We start from the raw sequence: 21,472 nt of genomic DNA on the forward strand, positions 1-21,472 counted from the left end.
GGTTCGCAGGTTAGAATGTTGCAGGTTGCGCCAACCGACGACTGAAGGCTGAAAGGTTCACCACGGAGGCACAGAGGCACGGAGGTTTTGGGGTTGCAGGTTGCAAGTTGGCAGGTTCACAGGTTTGCGGGTTGCAGGTTCCAGGTTGCAGGTTTAAAAGTTCGAAGGTTCCAGGTTAATGGCGACTGTTTGGTTCTTGGTTCTTGATCCTGTTGCGGGTTGGCAGGCCCAATCCCAAAACCCCAGACCCTAAACCCTCATCTGGTTCTCGGTTCGCTGCAAACTCAACACTCAACATTCAAAACTCAACACTCCAACAGGAACGCCATGATCAGCTTCCACAACCTCACCTACACCTACCCCGGCGCGGCGCGGCCAGCCCTGCGCGGCATCACGCTCGACATCCCGGAGGGTGGGTTTGCGCTGCTGACCGGGCCATCGGGCTGCGGGAAATCGACGCTGGCGCGATGCATTGGCGGGCTGGTGCCGCACTTCAGCGGCGGCGCGCTGCGCGGGCATGTGCGTGTGGACGGGCGCGACCCGGTGGCCGAGGGGCCGGCGCGCATGAGCCAGATCGTCGGCTTTGTGTTTCAGGACCCCGAGGCGCAGGCGGTGCTCGACCGCGTGGAGGACGAGATCGCGTTTGCGCTTGAGCACGCCGGCCTGCCGCGCGCCGAAATGCGCGTGCGCGTGGAAGAAACGCTCGACCTGCTCGACCTGGCCGCGCTGCGCGACCGCGCGCTTGATACCCTTTCCGGCGGCGAGCGCCAGCGCGTGGCAATTGCGGCGGCGCTGGCCCTGCGCCCGCGCATTCTCGTGCTCGACGAGCCAACCTCCCAGCTCGACCCGCAGTCGGCCGAGGATGTGTTGCAGGCGCTGGTGCGGCTGAACAGCGACCTGGGGCTGACGATTGTGCTGGCCGAACACCGGCTGGAGCGCGTGCTGCCCTTTGCCGAGCAGATCATCTTTCTGGAGGATGGCGTGGCACGCAGCGGCCCGCCCGACGCCCTAATGCCCGACATCCCGCTCGCCCCGCCGCTGGTCGCGCTCGGCAAAGCGCTCGGCTGGTCGCCGCTGCCGCTGACGATCAAGGCCGGCCTGCGCTGGAGCCGCGCCCTCACCGCGCAACGCGCTGCGAATCCAAGCGTACCTACGAGTCCGGGCGGACCTGCGTTATCCCTTGCAAGTCCAGGCGGACCTGCGTTATCCCTTGCAAGTCCAGGCGGACCTGCGTTATCCCTTGCAAGTCCAGGCGGACCTACGTGTCCGCCTCTGCTCGAACTCCAGCACGTCGAAGCCGAGTACGACCGCCAGCCCATCCTGCGCGGCGTGAGCCTGGCCGTCGCGCCGGGCGAGATCGTCGCGGTGCTGGGGCGCAATGGCGCGGGCAAAACCACCCTGCTGCGCTGCCTGGCTGGCCTTGTGCGGCCCGCGCGCGGGCGGGCGCTGGTGGGAGGGCGCGACAACGCCGGGCGCGATGTGGCCGCGATCTGCCGCGAGGTGGGCTACCTGCCGCAAGACCCCAACGCGCTCTTGTTTGCCGACACCGTGCGCGAGGAGTTGCAGATTACCCTGCGCAACCACGGCATGGCCGACGCGGGCGCGGCCGATGCGCTTCTGGAGCGTCTGGGGCTGGCCGAGTATGTGAACGCCTACCCACGCGACCTCAGCGCGGGCGAGCGCCAGCGCGTTGCCCTGGGCGCCATCCTGGTCACGCAGCCGCGCGCCCTGCTGCTCGACGAGCCAACCCGCGGCCTCGACTACCTCGCCAAGCAGCGCCTGGCCGAGCTGCTGCGCGGCTGGCGCGCCGAGGGCATGGCCGCCCTGCTGGTGACGCACGACGTTGAGTTTGCGGCGCTGCTGGCCGACCGCGTGGTGCTGCTGGGGCGCGGCGAGGTCGTGGCGAGCGGGCCAATTGCCACACTGGGCGACTCGCCGCTGTTCGCACCGCAGATTGCGCGCCTGTTCCCCGGCAGCGGCTGGCTCACCGCCGACGATGCGCTGTGCGGTCTGGGCAAAGCAAGTTCGCAAGTTGAAGGTTCACAAGTTTGAAATCGGTTGCAAGTTCGCAAGTTTGAATGTTCACAGGTTCGAAAGCATCGAACCTGTAACTTTCCAACCTGCCACCTGCGAACAGGCGTATGCAATACGTCCTGGCCTGCGAACACGCCCTGGCCTGCGAACACGCCCTGGCCTGCGAACACGCCCTGGCCTGCGAACACGCCCCGGCCGCCACCTGCGAACAGGCGTATTGCATACGCCCCGGCTGCCTGCGACCTGTGCTATAATTTCGGCGCATCAGAGTGAGGAAAATATGGCACAAGCGCATGTGAAAGAACCAAAGAATGGCCGCCCGGCACCGGCGCCGGCCGCCCCGCATGCCGAGCGCAACCCCGGCTGCCCGCTTGATCTGGGCTGGGTTGAAGATGTGCGCGTGAACCGCAGCGCCATCGAGCGCCGCACCGCCACCCTGCCCGGCCGCCGCACTGTCAAGCAGGAATGGCAGGCCGCATGGCTGCTGCGCGCCATCCAGTGCATGGACCTGACGACCCTTTCGGGCGACGACACCCCCGGCACGGTGCAGCGTCTGTGCGGCAAGGCCCGCCAGCCCGTGCGCGCCGACCTGCTGGAAACGCTGGGCGTGCCGAACCTGCACGTTGGTGCGGTGTGCGTCTACCACACCTTTGTCGCCACTGCCGTCGAAGCCCTGCGCGGCTCGGGCATTCCCGTCGCGGCAGTTTCCACCGGCTTCCCGGCCGGCCTCAACCCGCACCCGCTCAAGCTGCGCGAAATCAGCGCCTCGGTGGCGGATGGCGCGGGCGAGATCGACATTGTGATCTCGCGCCAGCACGCGCTGAACGGCGACTGGCAGGCGCTCTACGACGAGGTGCGCGATTTCCGCGAAGCCTGCGGCGACGCCCACATGAAAACGATCCTCGCCACTGGCGAGCTGGGCACGCTGCGCAATGTCGCCAAGGCCAGCCTCGTGTGCATGATGGCCGGCGCCGACTTCATCAAAACCTCCACTGGCAAGGAAACCGCCAACGCCACACTGCCCGTCAGCCTGGTGATGGTGCGCGCCATTCGCGAGTACCACGAGCGCATTGGCTACAAAGTCGGCTTCAAGCCAGCTGGCGGCATCAAAACCGCCAAGCAATCGCTCGACTGGCTGATCCTGATGAAAGAAGAGCTGGGCGACGACTGGCTGCGGCCAGACCTGTTCCGCTTCGGCGCAAGCTCGCTGCTGGGCGACATCGAACGGCAGCTTGAGCACTTCGTCACCGGCCAGTACTCGGCGTCGTTCCGCCACCCAATGGCCTAGTTTGCAGTAAGCAGTATGCGGTTGGCAGTTAATCGCACCCACTGCTGACTGCCGACTGCCAACTGGAGCATACCCATGCAAGTCGCAAAGATACTCGAAACGATGGAATACGGCCCCGCACCCGAAAGCGCCGCGCCCGCGAACGCCTGGCTCGATGCGCATGAGCGCCGCTTTGGCATGTTCGTCGGCGGGGAATGGACCGCGCCGGGCGATGGCCGCCTGTTCGACAGCGTCAACCCGGCCAATGGCAAGCCCTTCGCGCAGCTCACACAGGCCAGCGAGGAAGAAGTCGAGCGCGCCGTTGCAGCGGCACAGGCCGCATTCGAGGGCTGGTCGCAGGCGCCCGGGCATGTGCGCGCGCGCTACCTGTACGCGCTGGCCCGCCAGATCCAGAAGCATGCGCGCCTGCTGGCCGTGCTCGAAACGCTTGACAACGGCAAGCCCATCCGCGAAACCCGCGACATCGACATCCCGCTGGTTGCGCGCCACTTCTACCACCACGCCGGCTGGGCGCAGCTCATGGCCTCCGAGCTGCCGGGCTACGCGCCGCTGGGCGTGGTCGGCCAGATCATTCCGTGGAACTTCCCGCTGCTGATGCTGGCCTGGAAAGTCGCGCCCGCGCTGGCGATGGGCAATACCGTAGTGCTCAAGCCAGCCGAGTGGACCTCGCTGACCGCGCTCTTGTTCGCGGAAATCTGCCAGGAAATCGGCCTGCCGCCCGGCGTGGTGAATATCGTCACCGGCGATGGCAAGGTGGGCGAGCGGATCGTCAATCACCCCGGCATCGCCAAGATCGCCTTTACCGGCAGCACCGAGGTCGGCAAGCTCATCCGCGCGGCCACGGCGGGCAGCGGCAAGAAAATTTCGCTGGAACTGGGCGGCAAGTCGCCGTTTGTGGTGTTCGACGACGCCGACCTCGACAGCGTGGTGGAAGGCGTGGTCGATGCGATCTGGTTCAACCAGGGCCAGGTGTGCTGTGCCGGTTCGCGCCTGCTGGTGCAGGAAGGCGTGGCCGAGCGCCTGAACACGCGCCTACGCGCGCGCATGGAAAAGCTGCGCGTCGGCAACCCGCTCGACAAAGCCGTAGACATTGGCGCGATTGTCGCGCCCGCGCAGCTGCAAAAAATCGAGCGGCTGGTCGCGCAGGGGCAAGCCGAGGGCGCGACGCTCTGGCAGCCCTCGTGGGCCTGCCCAACCGACGGTTACTTCTTCCCGCCCACGCTGTTCACGGGCGTCGCGCCCGCCGCAACGATTGCGCAGGTGGAAATTTTCGGCCCGGTGCTGGTGGCGAGCACTTTCCGCACGCCCGCCGAGGCGGTGGCGCTGGCGAATAACACGCGCTTCGGCCTGGCTGCGAGCGTGTGGAGCGAAGATATCAACCAGGCGCTCGACATCGCCCGCCAGATCAAGGCTGGCGTGGTGTGGATCAACTGCACCAACCAGTTCGACGCGGCGGCCGGCTTTGGCGGCTATCGCGAAAGCGGCTACGGGCGCGAGGGCGGCAAGGAAGGGCTGTACGAATACGTGCGCCACCAGCAGTCAGCAGTCAGCAGTCAGCAGTCAGCCACGCCATCGAAGCGCAGCAATGGCAAAGACAATGGCCATTCTGAATCCCGACTCCTGAATACTGACTTCTCGCTCCCCCCCATCGATCGCACACCCAAGAACTACGTTGGCGGCAAGCAAGCCCGCCCCGACAGCGGCTACAGCCGGCCGGTCTATGGCGCGGGCGAGCAACAGATTGGCGAGGTGGGCGAGGGCAACCGTAAAGACATTCGCAACGCCGTCGAGGCGGCGCGCGCGGCGGGCAAGTGGGCCGGGCAGACGGCGCACAACCGCGCGCAGATTCTGTTCTACATTGCCGAAAACCTGAGCGCGCGCGCCGCCGAGTTCGCCAGCCGCCTGCGTGCCAGCATCGGCGCGAGCGCATCCGACGCGCAGGCCGAGGTCGAGGCCGCGATTGAGCGCCTGTTCACCTACGCCGCCTGGGCCGACAAATACGATGGCGCGGTGCATGGCACGCCGCTGCGCGCGGTCACGCTGGCCATGCCCGAGCCGGTTGGCGTGCTGGCAATCGCCTGCCCCGACGAGCGCCCGCTGCTGGCCTGCGTTGCGGCCTTCGCCGCCGCGACATGCGTGGGCAACACTGTGGTTCTCATCCCGTCGGAACAGCACCCGCTGCTCGCCACCGACCTGTACCAAGTGCTCGACACCAGCGACCTGCCGGGCGGTGTGGTGAATATCGTGACGGGGCCGCGCGACGCGCTGGCAAAGGTGCTGGCCGAGCACAACGATGTTGACGCGATCTGGTACTTCGGCGGGGCCGAGGGCAGCGCGGCCGTCGAGCGCGCCTCGGTGGGCAACCTCAAGCAGACATGGGTGAGCAACGGGCAGGCGCGCGACTGGCTCCGCGACGACGCAGCCGAGTTCCTGCGCCACGCCACGCAGGTGAAAAATATCTGGGTGCCGTACGGAGCGTAGCCGAGGGTTTGGGGGATAGGGATTGGGGGTTGGGAGAAAACCGAACTCCCAGCCCCTATCCCCTACACCCCAACCCCCGCGAGGACACTATGGACCTTTTCGAAGCCATCCGCCGCCGCCATACGACCAACGGCGCGTTCGCTGACCGGGCAATCGATCCGGAGCACAAGCGCGCAATCTTCGAGCTGGCGGCGCGCGCGCCTTCGCACTTCAACTCGCAGCCCTGGCGCTTTGTGGTGGTCGAAGACCCCGAGCGGCGGCGCGCGCTTGGCCGCGTAGCCGGCGAGTCGATGCGCGACCTGATGGACGACGGGCGCTTTTTCCTGCAATACCGCAAGTTCTTTCGCCTGACGCCCGAAGAAGCCGCCGCCACCAAAGACGGCATCCATATCGACAATATTCCCTCGGTGCTGCGGCCCTTCGCCAAATACGCCTTTACCGAGCGCGGCGTTTCGGTGATGAAAACCCTGCGCGTGCCGAATGTGCTTGGCAACGACGCCCGCCGCCTGGTCGAAACCTCGCCCATGCTGCTGGGCATCGCCCTTTCGCGCGAAATTTACAAGCCCGAAGAGCTGACCGGGCTGTATACCATGATCTCGCTTGGCGCGGTGATCCAGACGATCTGGCTGGCCGCGACTTCGTTCGGCATGGGCTTTCAGTTCGTCTCGACGCCGCAGGAAATCCCCGAGAAATGGGCGCTGGTGAGCGCGCTGCTGGGCGTGCCCGACGACTTCGAGCTGATGGTGCTGTGCCGCCTGGGCTACGAAGACGCGGCCATTCGCCGCCCAACAATCGACTGGACCTCGCCGCAGCGCAAGGGCATCGACGAGCTGGCGTTTCAGGACACATGGGGCCAGCCGCTCATCCCCGATGAGGCAAAGACGGTCGGCTCGGGCGACTGACGCGCAGAATGGCAGCACAATCACGCAGGCAGGCATGTGATGGCAACCAAAACCACTCCAAAACTCACCCAGGCCAGCAGTCTCCAGCTCGCCCCGCCCCCGCTCGAAAGCGGCGACCGACTGCGCCGCGCTGAGTTCGAGCGCCGCTACCAGGCAATGCCGTGGGTGAAAAAAGCCGAATTAATCGAAAGAGTGGTGTATATGGCTTCACCTGTTCGCGCGAGCCACGGCCTTTTCCATGGCTTTGTAATGGTGTGGCTTGGTAACTACGCCCTCACAACACCAGGCGTTGGATTGTATGATAACGCGACGGTGCGGCTCGACCTGGACAACGAGCCGCAGCCCGACGCATTGCTGCGGCTTGAGCCCGAGGCAGGTGGCCTTTCGCGGGTTGGCGACGACGACTATATCGAAGGCCCGCCCGAGCTGGTGGTTGAGGTTGCCGCGAGCAGTGCATCATACGACCTGCACGATAAGTTCGACGCATACCGGCGCAACATGGTGCAGGAATACATTGTCTGGCGCGTCTACGACCAGCAGCTCGACTGGTGGGAGCTGGCCGAAGGCGATTACCAGGCGCTCGCGCCCGATGAGGGTGGCATTCTGCGCAGCAAGGTGTTTCCGGGCCTGTGCCTGAACGCAGATGCCCTGCTGCGTGGCGACCTGGCGGCGGTTCTGGCGGCGCAGCAAGCGGCGCTGGGCAGCCCCGAGCACGCCGCGTTTGTGGCGCGCCTGGGCGGCGAGGCGCCGAATGGCTGAGCTGCTGAACGAGCCAGATGCCGACCCGCGCGATCTGGAGTTTCTGGAAGACCAGATCAACAGCTATAACATCGCCGTCACCGGCATCCGCGAGTGGTACCCGCTGGCGATTTTTGTGCGCGAGAACGGTGCGATCGTCGCAGGGGTGGCCGGCGGCATGTGGGGTGGCTACCTGGAAATTCAGAATCTGTGGGTGCGCGACGACCTGCGCGGGCAGGGGCTGGGCCGCCGGCTGCTGCTGGCCGCCGAGGCCGAGGCGCGAGCGCGCGGCTGCACGCAGGTGCTGCTCGACACCCACGATTTTCAGGCGCCCGGTTTCTACCAGAAACATGGCTACGAAATTTTTGGCACCTTTGAAGGCATTGGCGGGCGTTTCAACCGCTACTACCTGCGCAAAACGCTCGCCACACCGTAAACGCCACGCCCGCCACCTGGCCCTGCCCGCCAGCCCCGCCACGCCCGCGGCACCCTTCCCATGAACGGTGGTATACTGTTAGGCGCTCACAATGACACGCCTTTGATATCGCCTAACGAACCCTTCCCCCGAACTGCGCAGCTGTTTGCGCGCAACACTTGCACAACGAGAGGGTTACCACAATGATCAAGCACATGGTGATGTTCAAGCGGAAGGCCGATACCAGCGACGCGACGCTTCAGGAAATTATGGATCGGCTGGAAGGCTTGTATGGCGAAATTCGCGGCCTGATGGGCATTCGCTGCTATCGCTCGCTGCCCTCCGAACGCCCGGTTGTCTGGACCTTCCTGCTCGACAGCACGCTTGCCGACGCCGACGCGCTGCGCGAGTATATCGCCCACCCCAAGCACGTCGAAGTCAACGAGTGGATGTCGCCATATCTCGAAAGCCGGGCCGTTATCGACTACGAGGCATGATATGACGCAGCCAATGCAGGTACCACAGCTCGCCCTGCTTGAGCGTCTGGTCGATTCGCTGCGGGCGATGCCCGAGGTGCGCGCAGTCGCGCTGCGCAGCGTGCTCAACAGCAGCCAGCCCGACTCCTACACGCCGATTGATCTGTTTGTGGTGGCGCGCGAAAGCAACGCCGAGGCGCAGCTGAAGCTCGGGCGCGCGGCGCTCCAGGCAGCCGGCCGCCTGCAATGGGTGTCGCTGCTTTCGCTCACGCCGCCGCAGCTGCGCGCCCTGGCCGAAGGGCCATTCCGCATTGACCTGACGGTTGTGACGCCCGCGACCCTGCCCGCCTACGACGGCTGGCGCATTCTGCTCGACCACGATGGCCTGCTGCGCGAGCGCGCGCGCCACAGTATCCTGGGCGATGCCGTGCGCCCCGAACACGTGGCCGAGCTGTGCGATGCCTTCTGGTGGCGCATTTTCGAGAGCGTGGGCCAGCTCAAGCGCGGGCAGGTCTGGCAGGCATTTCATCAGCTCAGCGTCTGCCGCGACAACCTTGTGCAGATTATGCGCTGGCGGCGTGACGCCGAGCGCCCGTTCGAGGGCTTCTACAACCTTGAGCGCTACCTGACGCCCGAGGATCAGCAGGCGCTGGCGCAAACGCTGGCCGCCTACGATCTGCGCAGCATTGCCGCCGCGCTGCTTTTCGCCGCCGACGCCTTCGACCCGGCCGCGCGCGAAGTGGCCGCCGAAATTGGCGCAACCTACCCGTCGGCGCTGGCGCAGGCCGCCAAGTCGTTTTTCATTCGCGAGTTCTGGGCGCTGATTGCCCCCGGCCCGGCGATGAGCGCGTGAGGGCGGCGAGTTTGTGGGTTACAAGTTTACAGGTTGCATGTTGGAAGGTTGCAGGTTCGTGCAAACTCAGCATTCAAACTTCAACCCTCTGCGTCCTTTGCGCTCTTTGCGGTGAAATACCATGTCGTCGGTTGCCTCAATCGTCAATCGTCAATCGTCAATCGCAAATCGTAAATCCCAAAACCTCCGTGCCTCTGTGTCTCTGTGGTGAGCCTTACGGTTGTCTTTTGCAAAAAGGAACCCCATGCCAACAGCACCCCTCCCCCGCGAGCGATTGGTTGCGCAGCTTCAGGCCGCGATTGGCGCGCGCTACGTGCTGCACCGCCGCGAAGAACTCATGCTCTATGAGTACGACGCCAGCGCGCTCGATCTGGCCGCGCCCGAGATTGTGACGGTGCCCAGCAGCACCGAAGAAGTCGCCAGGGTTGTGCGCATCGCGGCCGAGGCGGGCTGGCCAGTGGTGGCGCGCGGCGCGGGAACCGGCCTTTCGGGCGGCTCGGTGCCGGCGGCGGGTGGCGTGGTGGTGTCGGTGGCGCGGCTCAACCGCGTGATGAAACTTGACCCGGTGGCGCGGCGCGCGGTGGTGCAGCCCGGTGTGGTGAATGTCGATTTGAGCGCCGAGGCCGCGCCCGCGCACCTGCACTTCGCGCCCGACCCCTCGAGCCAGAAGTCGTCGACGATTGGCGGCAACGCGGCCGAGAATGCGGGCGGGCCGCACTGCCTGAAGTATGGCGTGACGACTAACCATATCTACCGCGCCACGGTGGTGCTTTCTGATGGAAGTATTGCGCAGCTAGGCAGCGACGCGCCCGACGCGCCGGGCTACGACCTGCTGGGCGCGTTTGTGGGCAGCGAAGGCACGCTGGGCATCGCCACCGAGCTAACCGTGCGCCTCACGCCCGACCCCGAGACGGTGCGCACCTTTCTGGCGATCTACGACGACCCGGCCGGCGCGCCCGGGCGCGGGCTCGACAACGCCGCCGACACGGTTTCCGCAATCATTGCGGCGGGGATTGTGCCGGCTGCGCTGGAGATGCTGGAAGGGCTGGGCGTGCGCCTGGTCGAGGAATATATTCACGCCGGCTACCCAACCGACGCGCGCGCCGTGCTGCTGATTGAGATCGACGGCATGGCCGAAGAGCTGGAAGCGCAGGCCGAGCAGATCGCCGCGATCTGCCAGCAGCACGGCGCGCGCGAGCTGCGCGCCGCCCGCGACGAAGCCCAGCGCCAGCAACTGTGGGCCGGGCGGAAGGGCGCGCTGGCCGCCTCGGCGCGGCTCAAGCCGCACTACCATATTCAGGATGGCGTGGTGCCGCGCTCGCGCCTGACCGAGGTTTTGCGCTTCACCGAAGAAGTCGCGCAGCGCTACGACCTGCATGTGGTGAATATTTTCCACGCGGGCGATGGCAACCTGCACCCGCTGCTGCTGTTCGACCTGCGCGAGCCGCGCGCGCGCGAGCGGGCGATCGACGCCAGCGAAGAGATTTTGCACGCCTGCGTGGCGGCGGGCGGCACAATTAGCGGCGAGCATGGCATTGGGCTGGAAAAGCGCGACTATATGCGCTGGATTTTTTCGGAAGAAGATATCGCGGCGATGCTCCAGCTGCGCGCCGTGTTCGACCCACGCGACGTGATGAACCCCTGCAAGCAGCTGCCCAGCGGCTCGTCGTGCGCGGATATCAAGCAGGCGCGCGGCGCGGCGAAGGCGATGGCGGCGGGCGCGTGGATTTAATCGGGTTCGCAGGTTGCAGGTTTGCAGGTTTGCAGGTTGAATGACGACCGACGGCCGCGAATTCACCACGGAGGCTTACGGATTTACGATTGACGATTTACGATTGACGATTGGGCGAACGCTGAAAGGTTGCGTCCTGAGTGCGGCGCAGCCGCGTATCGAAGGGCGCAGAGGGTTGCAGGGCTTGCACCCTTCGATATGGCCTTCGGCCACTCAGGGTGCTGTGAGTTCACCCTTTCACCCCGTCATCGTGTCACCCTGCCTCCTGCCTACTGCCTCCTGCCTACTGCCTCCTGCCTACTGCCTCCTGCCTCCTGCTCCCCGCCAGCGAGGAACCATTCGCGGTAGGGCGTGTTGACCGCCATATGGCGATTATAGTCGGGCGCGCCGTCGTGCCACCATGCCGGGCCGCGCTCGCCAAGCCCTTCTTTGGCCTGCTGCACACGCCGCCGCGCGTCGCGCCGCAGGTCATTGTCGTTGGTGCGGTTGGCGCGGGCCACGTCTGCGCGGGCGCGCATTAAATTGCGCACCAGGCGCTCACGCTCGTCGGCGGGCAGGTGCGGGTTGCTGCGCCGCCACAAACGCCCGCGCACCACAATGTAGCGCCCGTCGGGCGTGACACGCGGGGCCGGCGTGCTGTTTGGGGTTGATTCTGGCGTTGCCATACAGTATTCGCCTGATTTTCAAACTGCTGCTATTATCTCCACAACTATTCCTCCCTGCATTGCAAAAGGAGCGCCATGGAACAGCGCATCACCGAGGCGCGCAACCCGGCAACGGCTGCGATCGACACGCTTGACGCGCGCGGCATTGTGGACGCAATTGCCGCCGAGGATGCGAAGGTTGCGCCTGCGGTGGCGGTCTGCGCCGGCGCGATTGCCGCGCTGGTGGAGGCCACGGCCGAGCGGATGCGGCGCAGCGGCCGGCTGATCTACATGGGCGCGGGAACCTCGGGGCGGCTGGCCGTGCTCGACGCGGTGGAGTGCCTGCCGACCTACAGCGTCGGGCCGGAGCGGATTTTCGCGCTGCTGGCGGGTGGCCCGGCTGCGCTGACCTCCTCGATTGAAGATGCCGAGGACAACGCCGAGCAGGGCGCGCGCGAAGTCGCGGCCGCCGGGCTTGGGCCCGACGATGTGCTGGTGGGAATTGCCGCCAGCGGGCGCACGCCGTATGTGCTGGGCGGCATGGCCGAGGCGCGGCGGCGCGGCGCGCTGGTGGCGGGCGTAAGCTGCGCGCTGCCCACGCCCATGGCCGAACTGGCCGACATCCTGATCGCGCCGGTGGTTGGCCCCGAGGTGGTGGCTGGCTCGACGCGCATGAAATCAGGCACGGCCCAGAAATTGGTATTGAACATGCTCAGCACCGCCACCATGATCCGCCTGGGCAAGACCTACGGCAACCTGATGGTGGATGTGATCCCGGGCAACCAGAAGCTGCGCGCGCGCGCCGCCGGCATTGTGGCGCTGGCAACTGGGCTGGAGCACGATGCGGCTGCCGATCTGCTGGAGCAGGCCGGCGGCGCGCCCAAGATCGCGATTGTGATGGCGCTGGCCGGCGTCGATGCCGCCGCAGCAGGGGCGCTGCTTGCGCGGGCCGAGGGCCGCGTGCGCGACGCGATTGCGCTGGCGGGGGCCGGGAAGTTTTGAGTTTTGAATGCTGAGTGTTGAAGTTTGCAGGTTGCAGGTTGCAGGTTGGGTGGACATGCGGAACCGCAGAGCCAAGAAGCTGCCAGCAACAGGAGATCACCTGTCGGGAACCGATGATCACCTGCCGGGAACGGGAGATCACCTGCCGGGAACGGGAGATCACCTGCCGGGAACCGATGATCACCTGCCGGGAACGGGAGATCACCTGCCGGGAACGGGAGATCACCTGCCGGGAACCGATGATCACCTGTCGGCAACGAGTGATAATCGCTTGGCAACGAGCGATCACCTGCCGGCAACGGGAGATCACCTGCCGGCAACGAATAATCGTCCATCGTTCAACTCAATCGTAAATCGCAAATCGTCAATCGTAAATCTGCAGACCTTCGCGCCCTTCGCGCTCTTTGCGGTAAAAAAACCGTTCGTCCTTCGTCCTTCGTCCTTCGTCCTACAGCATAAATCGGAACACACACTATGACCGAACTTCTTCTTGGCATCGACGGCGGCGGCTCGCGCACCCGCGCCCTGCTGGCCGACCGCGCGGGCAGCATTATTGGCAGCGGCGCGGCTGGCTCAAGCAACTACCAGGCGGTTGGCTTCAGCGCCGCCACGCAGGCGCTCTCCGCCGCGATTGCCGAGGCGCGCCACAACGCCGGCGTGCCAGAAGACGCGCCAATCGCGTCGGCCTGCTTCGGGCTGGCCGGCGTGGGCCGCCCGCTCGATCAGGCGCGCTTCGTGGCGTGGGGCGAGCAACACCGCATCGCCCGCCTGATCCACGTCGTCAACGATGCCGAGCTGCTGCTGGCGGGCGGCACCGCCGAGCGCTGGGGCGTCGCGCTGATCTGCGGCACCGGCTCGATCTGCCACGGCCGCGCGCCCGATGGCCGCACCGCGCGCAGCGGCGGCTGGGGCTACCTGCTGGGCGACGAGGGCAGCGGCCACGCGATTGCCGGCCACGCGCTGCGCCTGGCCACCCAGACGGCCGATGGCCGCGCCGACGCGCCCGGCCTGCTGCGCCTCGCGCTCGACTACTGGAACCTTGCCGAGCCGCCCCAGCTCATCACGCACATCTACCAGGGCGGCGTGTCGCGCACCGACATCGCGGCGCTGGCCGGGCCGGTGGCGTCGCTGGCCGAAATTGGCGACCCCGGCGCGCAGCTTGTGATCGACCAGGCCGGCGCCGACCTGGCACGCATGGTCGAGGCGGTGGTGCGCTCGCTGGCGCTGGAGCGCCCGCCCGTCGCGCTGTCTGGCGGCGTGATCCTGAGCAGCCGGCGGCTGCGCGCCAGCATGGCCGCGCAGATGGCGGTCGCGCTGGGCGAAATTTCCTGCGTCGACGACCCAACCACCGGCGCGGTCGTGATCGCCCGCCACATGCTGGCCGAAGCGCGCACGCTGGCCGTGGGATAAGCGAGTTTGCAGGTTGCAAGTTTTGAATGTTGAATGTTGAGTTTTGAGTTTGCAGCGAACCGAAAACCAGATGAGGGTTTTGGGATTGGGCCTGCCAACCCGCAACAGGATCAAGAACCAAGAACCAAACAGTCGCCATTAACCTGCAACCTGCAACCTGCAAACCCTTTGCGTTCTTTGCGTTCTTTGCGGTTTATTCTTCTGATCGTCGTTCGCCCAAATCGTCAATCGTAAATCGTAAGAGGAACAAGCGTGAGCGCTTCCTTAACCACCACCCATACACCCGAATCGGTCGCCGAGCTGGCCGCGACTGTGGAAGCGGCTGCGCGCCAGGGGCGCGTGCTGACGCCCTGGGGCGCGGGCACGCTCCAGCACCTTGGCCGCGCGCCGCTGCCCGAAGCCGAGCAGCTTTGCACCGGCGCGCTCAACCGCATCCTTGAGTACAACCCCGCCGACCTGACCATCACCGTCGAGGCGGGCGCGACGCTGGCCGACGCCCAGGCCGCCCTGCGCGAGCACGGCCAGTGGCTGCCGTGGGACCCGCCCGCGCCCGAGCACGCCACCATCGGCGGGCTGCTGGCGGCTGGCGCGAGTGGCCCGCTGCGCCTGGGCTACGGCACGCCCCGCGACTGGGTGCTGGGCATGCGCGTGGTGCTGGGCGATGGCCGGCTGGTCAAAAGCGGCGGGAAGGTCGTGAAAAACGTTGCGGGCTACGATACGCACAAAGTGCAGCTTGGCGCGCTCGGCACGCTCGGCGTCATCGCCGAGGCCACGCTGAAGGTCGCGCCGCTGCCCGAAGAAATTGCCACGCTGGTCTTCGCCTGCGCCGACCGTGGGCAAGCCTGCGCGCTGGCCCTGCGGCTGCGCGACCGCCCGCTTGCCCCGGCCAGCCTCGCGATCAGCGAGGGCGACGAGCAGGTGCTGCTGGCGGCCCGCTTTGCGGGGCTGGGCGCGCCGCTGGCCCGCCAGCTCCGCTTAGCCGAAGCGGCCGGCGAGCAGCTCGGCGCGCAGCGCAAGCCCGTCGAAGAAGCCGACCGCGCGCGGCTCTGGCAGGCGCTGGCGGGCTTCGCCAACCCGCAGCTGCGCCACCAGCACGCCGGCAGCAGCACCGCGCTGATCATTCGGGCGGGCGCGCCGCTGGCCGCGCTGGAAGGAGTGCTCGCTGCGCTGCACGATGCCGCGCCGGCCGGCAGCGCCGTGCGCGCTCTGGGTCACGGCGGCGTTGGGCTGGCTTATGCGCGCTGGTACCTTGCGGATGAAACCGAAGAAGCAGATGTGAGCGTCGCGCTGGCCGATCTGCGGCGGCGGCTGGCCGCGCTGGGCGGCTATGCAGTGGTGGAAGACGCGCCCGCCGCACTCGGTTCCAGCCTCGACATCTGGGGGCCGCCGCCCGCCACAATCGACTTGATGCGCGGGCTCAAGGCGCAGTGGGACCCGCAGAACATTCTAAATCGCGGGCGCTACGTGGGTGGAATTTAGCCACCCGAATTGCGGCAAACAAGTGAGCCACCGAGCGCACAGAGAACACCGAGATTGAGTTTCTTTCTCGTGTTCTTGTGCCTCGGTGGCTCGTCCTTAAAACCCAATACCACCCAAATAACCACTGGGTGTCCGCTGGGCGTCACCAAAACACCAAGGTTTATGTGGCTTTCTAAAGCCCTCAGTGCCTCAGTGCCTCTGTGGTGAATGTTCCTGCCGTCCTCTTTTTTTGGTACTGCGTCTAACCTACTGCTTGCCGCCGAACAGCCCGCCCAGCACGTTGCCCGCCTGCCCGGCCACATCGTCAATTGCGCCGCTGTTGAGCGCCATATCGACATAGCCCCGCATCGACTCGGGCAGCTTCTCCTTGATGAAATCAACCGCCGCCTGCGCCGCGCCACGCGCCTGATCGGCCGGCAGCCCGGTGCGCTCGCTGATCACCTTCACTAGCTCGTCCATGGCTGTTGCTCCTTTTATGCAGCTTGCTGCTGCGCTACCCTCGAACCAAACGAAACCGAAATGTTCATGGAACCAAATACCCGCTTGCCAATGGAGTGGAACCCGCGCTTAATAGTGCGTAGTGCGTTGCTCGCCCATTCCAGCGTTCCAGGTGCCAGTTTCCAAGACGGCCCGCGCCGCCGAAAGTCACACCAGCGCCGCGCTGCGCGCCAGCTGCGCCATCACCTGCACCAGCAGGCGGCGCTCTTCGGCCTTGATGCGTTCGTGCAGCACGTCCTCAGTGTCGCCGGGCAGAATTGGCACCTCGGCGCGCGCGAGCACCGGCCCGTCATCCACCGCCGCCGTGACGTAGTGCACTGTGCAGCCGGTGATTGGCAGGCCCAGGCGCAGCGCGTCGGGCACCACGTGCGCGCCGCGCAGTGCGGGAATGACCACGCCCGCGCTGGTGGTAAACGTATCGCCGCCGCTCGCCGCAGACGCATCAAACGGCGCGCCAGGATCGGGCAGCAGCGCCGGGTGATGGTTCACCACCGGGGCGCGGCAGCCGGCCAGGAAATTGGCCGAAAGCACGCGCATAAAGCCCGAAAGCAGCACCAGATCGTACTCGAATGCGTTCAGCACGCCCAGCAGGCGCGTTTCCCAGGCGGCCCGCACAGCGGCGCGCTCAGGGGCGGGCGCTTTCGGCAGTGGCACATACGCGCAGGCGATCCCGCGCATCAAGGCGCGCTGCAAGCCATAAGCATCGGCGCGGTCGGCCAGCACCAGCGCAACCTCTGCGCCGAGCGTGCCGGCTTCCTGCGCGTCGAGCAGCGCTTGCAGGTTGGTGCCGCTGCCCGAAAGAAACACAGCGATCCGCATCATCGGCCAATGTCGCTGCGAAACTGCATGCCGTCGAAGCTGATCACGTCAATTGCCTCGTAGGCACGGCTCAGCGCGGCGGCGCGGTTTGCGCCCAGCCCGGCCACGCACAGCACGCGCCCGCCCGCCGTCACCACTTCCGAGTTCTCCCAGGCGGTGCCTGCGTGGAACACGAGCACGTCGGGCAGCTCAACCGCCGACTCCAGGCCGCGAATCGGGTCGTTGGCGCGCGGTGCGGCCGGGTAGCCCGCGGCGGCCAGCACCACGCAGGCGGCATCGCGCCGCGCCCAGCCGAGGTGAATATCGCCCAGATTGCCAGCCGCGCAGGCCGCCAGCGCCGCCAGGAAATCGCCTTCCAGCAGCGGCAGAATCACCTGCGTCTCGGGGTCGCCAAAGCGCGCATTGAACTCCAGGATGCGCGGGCCATTGGCGGTGAGCATCACGCCGGCATAGAGCGCGCCGCGAAAGGGCGTGCCGCGCGCGGCCAGGGTGCGCACCACCGGCTGCATCAGCTCGCGCACAATCACGTCAAATGTTTCTTCGTCCAGGCCCGAGGGCGCAAACGCGCCCATGCCGCCCGTGTTCGGCCCCTGGTCGCCATCGCGCAGGCGCTTGTGGTCGCGGGCGGGCGGCAGCGGCAGCAGGCGCTCGCCGTCGCACAGCGCCAGCACAGAAACTTCTTCGCCTTCGAGCAATTCTTCGAGCAGCACGCGCCGGCCCGCTGCCGTAGCCATTACCTCTTCAATTGCGGCCAGCGTTGCCTCGGCGGTTTCGGGAACGATCACGCCCTTGCCGGCGGCCAGGCCGTCGGCCTTCACCACCCAGCGCCGGCCACTCAGGCGCGCAAACTCAATCGCGTCGGCCGCATTCTCGAAGCTGTGCGCGGCAGCGGTTGGCACGCCAGCTTCCTGCATCAGCTCTTTGGCGAAAATCTTGCTGCCCTCGATTTGGGCGGCGGCGGCGGATGGCCCGAACACCGCGATCCCGGCTGCTGTAAAGCGGTCGGCCAGGCCCGCCACCAGTGGCGCCTCGGGGCCGATCACCACCAGCTCGACGTGGGCGTTGCGGGCAATTTCCAGCAGCAGATCGGGCTGGTCGGCGTTCACTGGCACGTTGCGCCCGTGGCGGGAGGTGCCGGCATTGCCCGGCGCAATCAGCAAATCCTGAACCTCGGGCGACTGCGCCAGCTTCCACGCCAGCGCGTGCTCGCGCCCACCCGAGCCAACGATCAATACATTCATGTAGTGCGCTCCAACGCGAACGGGCGATGGGGCGGGCGCAGCGCGCCGCCTGCTCCATCGCCCGGGCATTCGCAAATCGCGCGCATTATAGCACAGCGCACCACCCCCGCAAGATGCTATAATGCGCGGCAGGATTCACTTCACATCAGGGCACTTTTGAAAGGCGTCTACCTGCTTATTTTGCAGCTCAGTGCTGAGCTTCGAGCGCTGCCGGTTGGCCGGCTGGGCCGCTTCGATTTCGCAGCTGGGTTTTACCTGTATGTTGGAAGCGCGCTTGGCAGCGGCGGCATTCCCGCTCGGCTGGCGCGCCACGAACGCGGGCCGCAGGGCCGTCCGCACTGGCATATCGACTACCTGCGCGCCCACGCCGCGTTGCTCGAAACCTGGGGCATGGCTACCGCCGACCCGCGCATGGAACGGTGCTGGGCCGATGAGCTGGCCGAAATTGCCGGGCTGAGCATCCCGGCTCCCGGCTTTGGCGCCACCGACAGCGGCGCGGCCAGCCACCTGTTCTACGCGCCGGCCATGCCCGCCCGCGTGCTGCTGCTTGAAACACTGCTGCGCTGCGCCGAGCAGCTTGGCGCGCGCGAGTTCACGCTCGACATCCGCGACTACCGGGGGCGGTAGCGGTTCGCAGGTGAGAAAGTTTGCAAGTTGCAGGTTGCGCGAGCGACGACCGACCACCGACGAAAGACAACTGTTAGGCTCACCACAGAGGCACAGAGGCACGGAGGGTTGCAAGTTACGGGTTGGAAAGTTTGAATGTTTCGGATTACTGCCGACTGCTATCGGTTTCGTAGTTCTGTGGTTCCGTAGTTCAGCGGTTCTCGGTTCTCGGTTCCGTGGTTCTGTGGTTCTCGGTTCTGCGCTCGTCTCTGCTGACTCCTGACTTCTGGCTCCCGACTACTAACAGAAGGCTCCCCAATGCCCGAAACAACCGAGCAGCCCGCGATCAGCCAGGCCGATGTAGCCGCCATTCTGGCGGCGCTGCGCAGCGAAGTGCGCGCCCAGCGCATCGCGCAGGGGCAGCTTGAGCCTGCACCGCTTGAGCGCGATTTGCAGCGCAGCCTGGATGAGATCGAGCTGTACCGCGTGATCAGCGCGCACTGGCCGCTGATCGGCAAGACACTGCCGCAGCGCGTTATTGCGCTGGTGAATAAGGTTGTGCGGCGCTACCTGCGCTGGTATATCAACCCGATTGTCGAGCAGCAGAACGCCTACAACGATGCAGTGGCGCGCGCGCTGCGCCTGCTGGCCGACGCATATATCGACCTGGGCGAGCAGCTTGCCGCAGCGCGCGACGCGGGCGATGCTGCCACGCCAGCCAGCGCCGCGCCCGACGCTCCTGCCGCGCCACCCCCGCCCGACGCGCCAATTGCCGCGCTGCAAGCACAGGTACATGCCCGCGCTGCCGCCGAGCCGCCCGCGCCCCTGCCCGACGTGGCACTGCGCGCGGCCGAGCCGCAGCTGCGCCTGCGCGAGCAGGTGAGCGCGCACTGGCCGCTGGGCGGCGCAAGCCTGCCGCAGCGCGCGATTGCCATGCTGCACAAGCTGGTGCGCCGCTACCTGCGCTGGTACATCAACCCGATTGTCGAGCAGCAGAACGCCGCAAACACCGCGATCACGGCTGCGCTGCTGGCGGGCATACGCCTCGATGCCGAGCGCCGCGCCCAGGTGGCCGCGCTGCGTGCCGGGCGGGTGGCGATGAATGACGCGAACGGCAAGGGCAGCGAGTCGTGAGGGTATTGGCGGGGCATGGGGCTGCGCGTTCGCATCTGCGCCGGCTTCCCTTTTCCCAAAAAACACAGAGTCTGCCCACTTGACTCGATCACCATGTCAAGGTGTATGCTCGCGCTGCATGCACACGTTCAGCTGAGCAAAGCTATGTGGCTCAAAATTGGTGAATTTGCGGCGCTCAGTCGTGTTTCGGCGCGGATGCTGCACGTTTTAACCACGAAGGCACGAAGACACACGATTATTTGTCTGGGCGTATTGCAATACGCTCTTTGTCAGTTCTTGGTTCTGGCAGGTTGAACTCCATGCCCGACACGATCACGATTGTTGTTCCCTGGTATGGCCGCGACACAGCCGGCGGCGCGGAGACGCAGGCGCGCCAGTTGGCCGAAGCCATCCACGCGCTTGGCGTGCCAGTCGAGGTGTGGGCCAGCGATGGCCGCGACTCGTTTGCGCCGCCCGCGCCCTACTACCCGGCCGGCCCCGACGAGCTGAACGGCGTGCCGATCCGCCGCTTCCCAATCACGCCGCCGAGCGTCGAACCGCGCGTGCCGCCGGCGGTCGCCAGCCGTGGGCTGCACGGCACGCTGCCCGCCTTCCCCGACCACGAGCTGCGGCTGCTGGCCTCGCTCGCCTCCAGTGATGCCTTGCTGGAAGCGGTGGCGGCCGAGCAGGACGGGCGGCAGTTCGTGTTTGTGCTCTATCCCTTCCCGACCAGTTTCTGGGGCGCGCTGCTGGCCGGCCCGCGCGCGCACCTGCTTCCCTGCCTGCACGACGAGCCCTATGCGCGCTACAGCACGGTGCGCTGGCTGTTCCAGCACGCCCGCCGCGCACTGGCGAACAGCCCGGCCGAGCGCGACCTGGCCCTGCGGCTGTATGATCTGCCACCCGAACAGGTGGTGGTCGCTGGTGAGGGCATCGACCTCGCGCCCGTGGGCGATGGCGCGGCGTTTCGTGCGCGGCGCGGCCTGCACGGCCCGCTGCTGATGTACGCCGGCCGCGCCGACCTGAGCAAAAATGTGCCGCTGCTGCTGAGCTATGCGCGCGAATACTGGGCGCGGCGCGGCGGCGCGCTGCGGCTTATTCGCACTGGCCGCGACCCGATGGACGTGCCGCCCGCGCTGCGCGATCTGGTGTTCGACCTGGGCGACGTGAGCGTGCAAGAGCGCCACGACGCCTACGCCGCTGCCGACGTGTTTGTGCATCCTTCGCTGCACGAAAGCTTCTCGATTGTGCTGATGGAAGCCTGGCTGCAAGGCACGCCCGCGCTGGTGCACAGCCGCTGCGCGGTGACGCGTGGCTTTGCCGAGGCCAGCGGCGCGGGCGTGCACTTCGGCAGCTTCGGTGAGTTCGCCGCCGCGCTCGACATGCTGCTTGCCAGCCGCGCGCTGCGCGCCGAAATGGGCCGGCGCGGGCGGGCCTTTGTGCTCGAAACATGCCGCTGGGACGAAGTGGCCCGGCGCACGGTGGCGGCGGTGGCGGGGTGAGCGCAACTGGCAGTAGCCAGGAGGCAGTGGGCAGGAGGCAGTAATCCGAAACCTTCAAACTTTCCAACCTGCGAACTTGCAATCCTTTGCGCTCTTCGCGCCCTTTGCGTCTTTTGCGGTTCATTCTGCCCGCCATCGCTCGTCCCAATCGTTAATCGCAAATCGTCAATCGTAAATTTCAGTCTCCGTGGTAATTTCTCGTTGACGAACCTGCAACGCGCAACTCGCTAACCTGCAAC

The 21,472-nt window shown here is 66.4% G+C and carries 19 protein-coding genes and 1 pseudogene; 15 read left to right on the forward strand and 5 right to left on the reverse strand.

The features are described 5' to 3' along the window. Positions 1–327 precede the first annotated feature (327 nt). From M1P90_RS21980 to M1P90_RS22020, 9 genes are all read left to right on the forward strand, one after another. A complete protein-coding gene (locus M1P90_RS21980) occupies positions 328–2,052 on the forward strand; it encodes an ABC transporter ATP-binding protein (RefSeq protein ID WP_483697533.1) in 1,725 nt (574 codons plus the stop codon). A gap of 262 nt (positions 2,053–2,314) precedes the next feature. Beyond that, positions 2,315–3,322, forward strand: a complete 1,008-nt coding sequence (deoC, locus tag M1P90_RS21985) for a deoxyribose-phosphate aldolase (RefSeq protein WP_483697534.1) — start codon at positions 2,315–2,317, stop codon at positions 3,320–3,322. Between the two features lie 75 nt (positions 3,323–3,397). Beyond that, complete coding sequence (locus M1P90_RS21990; protein WP_483697535.1) at positions 3,398–5,803, forward strand: aldehyde dehydrogenase family protein; 2,406 nt, start codon at positions 3,398–3,400, stop codon at positions 5,801–5,803. Between the two features lie 89 nt (positions 5,804–5,892). Then, positions 5,893–6,705 carry a nitroreductase family protein gene (locus M1P90_RS21995; protein ID WP_483697536.1) on the forward strand — a complete coding sequence of 271 codons (813 nt, stop codon included), beginning with the start codon at positions 5,893–5,895 and terminating at the stop codon, positions 6,703–6,705. Between the two features lie 39 nt (positions 6,706–6,744). Then, on the forward strand, positions 6,745–7,464 hold the full coding sequence (locus M1P90_RS22000) for a Uma2 family endonuclease (RefSeq protein WP_483697537.1): 720 nt from the start codon (positions 6,745–6,747) through the stop codon (positions 7,462–7,464). Next, positions 7,457–7,879, forward strand: coding sequence for a GNAT family N-acetyltransferase (locus M1P90_RS22005; protein ID WP_483697538.1), 423 nt, complete (start codon positions 7,457–7,459; stop codon positions 7,877–7,879). Before M1P90_RS22000 ends, M1P90_RS22005 begins: the two co-directional genes overlap by 8 nt. Before the next feature lie 182 nt (positions 7,880–8,061). Continuing rightward, positions 8,062–8,355 (forward strand): Dabb family protein, encoded by a 294-nt coding sequence (locus M1P90_RS22010; protein WP_483697539.1) that lies wholly within the window; start codon positions 8,062–8,064, stop codon positions 8,353–8,355. 1 nt (position 8,356) lies between these two features. Next, positions 8,357–9,187 carry an aminoglycoside 6-adenylyltransferase gene (locus M1P90_RS22015; RefSeq protein WP_483697540.1) on the forward strand — a complete coding sequence of 277 codons (831 nt, stop codon included), beginning with the start codon at positions 8,357–8,359 and terminating at the stop codon, positions 9,185–9,187. 244 nt (positions 9,188–9,431) lie between these two features. Beyond that, a complete protein-coding gene (locus tag M1P90_RS22020) occupies positions 9,432–10,919 on the forward strand; it encodes an FAD-binding oxidoreductase (protein WP_483697541.1) in 1,488 nt (495 codons plus the stop codon). A 269-nt stretch (positions 10,920–11,188) separates the two neighbouring features. Here the strand turns inward: M1P90_RS22020 and M1P90_RS22025 are convergent, their stop codons facing one another. Beyond that, positions 11,189–11,584 (reverse strand): hypothetical protein, encoded by a 396-nt coding sequence (locus M1P90_RS22025; RefSeq protein WP_483697542.1) that lies wholly within the window; start codon positions 11,582–11,584, stop codon positions 11,189–11,191. A gap of 54 nt (positions 11,585–11,638) precedes the next feature. Here M1P90_RS22025 and murQ point away from each other — a divergent pair, with 54 nt between their 5' ends. Further along, entirely contained in the window at positions 11,639–12,565 is a 927-nt protein-coding gene (gene murQ, locus M1P90_RS22030; protein WP_483704671.1) for an N-acetylmuramic acid 6-phosphate etherase, read from the forward strand. Between the two features lie 151 nt (positions 12,566–12,716). Here the strand turns inward: murQ and M1P90_RS22035 are convergent. Continuing rightward, positions 12,717–12,875: pseudogene (locus tag M1P90_RS22035) on the reverse strand (hypothetical protein); the annotation flags it as partial. Between the two features lie 164 nt (positions 12,876–13,039). Here M1P90_RS22035 and M1P90_RS22040 point away from each other — a divergent pair. Then, positions 13,040–13,975, forward strand: coding sequence for an N-acetylglucosamine kinase (locus tag M1P90_RS22040; protein ID WP_483697543.1), 936 nt, complete (start codon positions 13,040–13,042; stop codon positions 13,973–13,975). Positions 13,976–14,227: 252 nt separating this feature from the next. Then, positions 14,228–15,454 (forward strand): FAD-binding oxidoreductase, encoded by a 1,227-nt coding sequence (locus M1P90_RS22045; protein WP_483697544.1) that lies wholly within the window; start codon positions 14,228–14,230, stop codon positions 15,452–15,454. 246 nt (positions 15,455–15,700) lie between these two features. Here the strand turns inward: M1P90_RS22045 and M1P90_RS22050 are convergent, their stop codons facing one another. The 3 genes from M1P90_RS22050 to purD form a co-directional block, all read right to left on the reverse strand. Continuing rightward, a complete protein-coding gene (locus M1P90_RS22050; protein WP_483697545.1) occupies positions 15,701–15,913 on the reverse strand; it encodes a DUF2267 domain-containing protein in 213 nt (70 codons plus the stop codon). A 186-nt stretch (positions 15,914–16,099) separates the two neighbouring features. After that, positions 16,100–16,774, reverse strand: coding sequence for a phosphoribosylglycinamide formyltransferase (gene purN / locus M1P90_RS22055; protein WP_483697546.1), 675 nt, complete (start codon positions 16,772–16,774; stop codon positions 16,100–16,102). Then, positions 16,771–18,012 carry a phosphoribosylamine--glycine ligase gene (gene purD / locus M1P90_RS22060; RefSeq protein WP_483697547.1) on the reverse strand — a complete coding sequence of 414 codons (1,242 nt, stop codon included), beginning with the start codon at positions 18,010–18,012 and terminating at the stop codon, positions 16,771–16,773. Before purD ends, purN begins: the two co-directional genes overlap by 4 nt. A 156-nt stretch (positions 18,013–18,168) precedes the next feature. On the opposite strand from purD, the gene M1P90_RS22065 reads away from it, so the two are divergent. The 3 genes from M1P90_RS22065 to M1P90_RS22075 all read left to right on the forward strand — a co-directional run bounded on the left by M1P90_RS22065 (position 18,169) and on the right by M1P90_RS22075 (position 21,233). Then, complete coding sequence (locus M1P90_RS22065; RefSeq protein ID WP_483697548.1) at positions 18,169–18,639, forward strand: GIY-YIG nuclease family protein; 471 nt, start codon at positions 18,169–18,171, stop codon at positions 18,637–18,639. A 297-nt stretch (positions 18,640–18,936) separates the two neighbouring features. Continuing rightward, entirely contained in the window at positions 18,937–19,752 is an 816-nt protein-coding gene (locus M1P90_RS22070; RefSeq protein WP_483697549.1) for a hypothetical protein, read from the forward strand. 299 nt (positions 19,753–20,051) lie between these two features. Next, positions 20,052–21,233 (forward strand): glycosyltransferase family 4 protein, encoded by a 1,182-nt coding sequence (locus M1P90_RS22075; RefSeq protein WP_483697550.1) that lies wholly within the window; start codon positions 20,052–20,054, stop codon positions 21,231–21,233. The last annotated feature ends 239 nt before the right edge of the window (positions 21,234–21,472 follow it).

The sequence above is a fragment of the Kouleothrix sp. 19917 genome, from assembly GCF_057073505.1.

Bases quoted from the DNA above. Each gene is read 5' to 3' on its own strand.
- M1P90_RS22000 (WP_483697537.1), top strand. From the start codon at position 6,745: ATGGCAACCAAAACCACTCCAAAACTCACCCAGGCCAGCAGTCTCCAG.
- M1P90_RS22025 (WP_483697542.1), bottom strand. From the start codon at position 11,584: ATGGCAACGCCAGAATCAACCCCAAACAGCACGCCGGCCCCGCGTGTC.
- M1P90_RS21995 (WP_483697536.1), top strand. From the start codon at position 5,893: ATGGACCTTTTCGAAGCCATCCGCCGCCGCCATACGACCAACGGCGCG.
- M1P90_RS22005 (WP_483697538.1), top strand. From the start codon at position 7,457: ATGGCTGAGCTGCTGAACGAGCCAGATGCCGACCCGCGCGATCTGGAG.
- M1P90_RS22075 (WP_483697550.1), top strand. From the start codon at position 20,052: ATGCCCGACACGATCACGATTGTTGTTCCCTGGTATGGCCGCGACACA.
- purN (WP_483697546.1), bottom strand. From the start codon at position 16,774: ATGATGCGGATCGCTGTGTTTCTTTCGGGCAGCGGCACCAACCTGCAA.
- M1P90_RS22050 (WP_483697545.1), bottom strand. From the start codon at position 15,913: ATGGACGAGCTAGTGAAGGTGATCAGCGAGCGCACCGGGCTGCCGGCC.
- deoC (WP_483697534.1), top strand. From the start codon at position 2,315: ATGGCACAAGCGCATGTGAAAGAACCAAAGAATGGCCGCCCGGCACCG.
- M1P90_RS22010 (WP_483697539.1), top strand. From the start codon at position 8,062: ATGATCAAGCACATGGTGATGTTCAAGCGGAAGGCCGATACCAGCGAC.
- M1P90_RS21990 (WP_483697535.1), top strand. From the start codon at position 3,398: ATGCAAGTCGCAAAGATACTCGAAACGATGGAATACGGCCCCGCACCC.
- M1P90_RS22040 (WP_483697543.1), top strand. From the start codon at position 13,040: ATGACCGAACTTCTTCTTGGCATCGACGGCGGCGGCTCGCGCACCCGC.
- M1P90_RS21980 (WP_483697533.1), top strand. From the start codon at position 328: ATGATCAGCTTCCACAACCTCACCTACACCTACCCCGGCGCGGCGCGG.
- purD (WP_483697547.1), bottom strand. From the start codon at position 18,012: ATGAATGTATTGATCGTTGGCTCGGGTGGGCGCGAGCACGCGCTGGCG.
- M1P90_RS22015 (WP_483697540.1), top strand. From the start codon at position 8,357: ATGACGCAGCCAATGCAGGTACCACAGCTCGCCCTGCTTGAGCGTCTG.
- M1P90_RS22070 (WP_483697549.1), top strand. From the start codon at position 18,937: ATGCCCGAAACAACCGAGCAGCCCGCGATCAGCCAGGCCGATGTAGCC.
- M1P90_RS22020 (WP_483697541.1), top strand. From the start codon at position 9,432: ATGCCAACAGCACCCCTCCCCCGCGAGCGATTGGTTGCGCAGCTTCAG.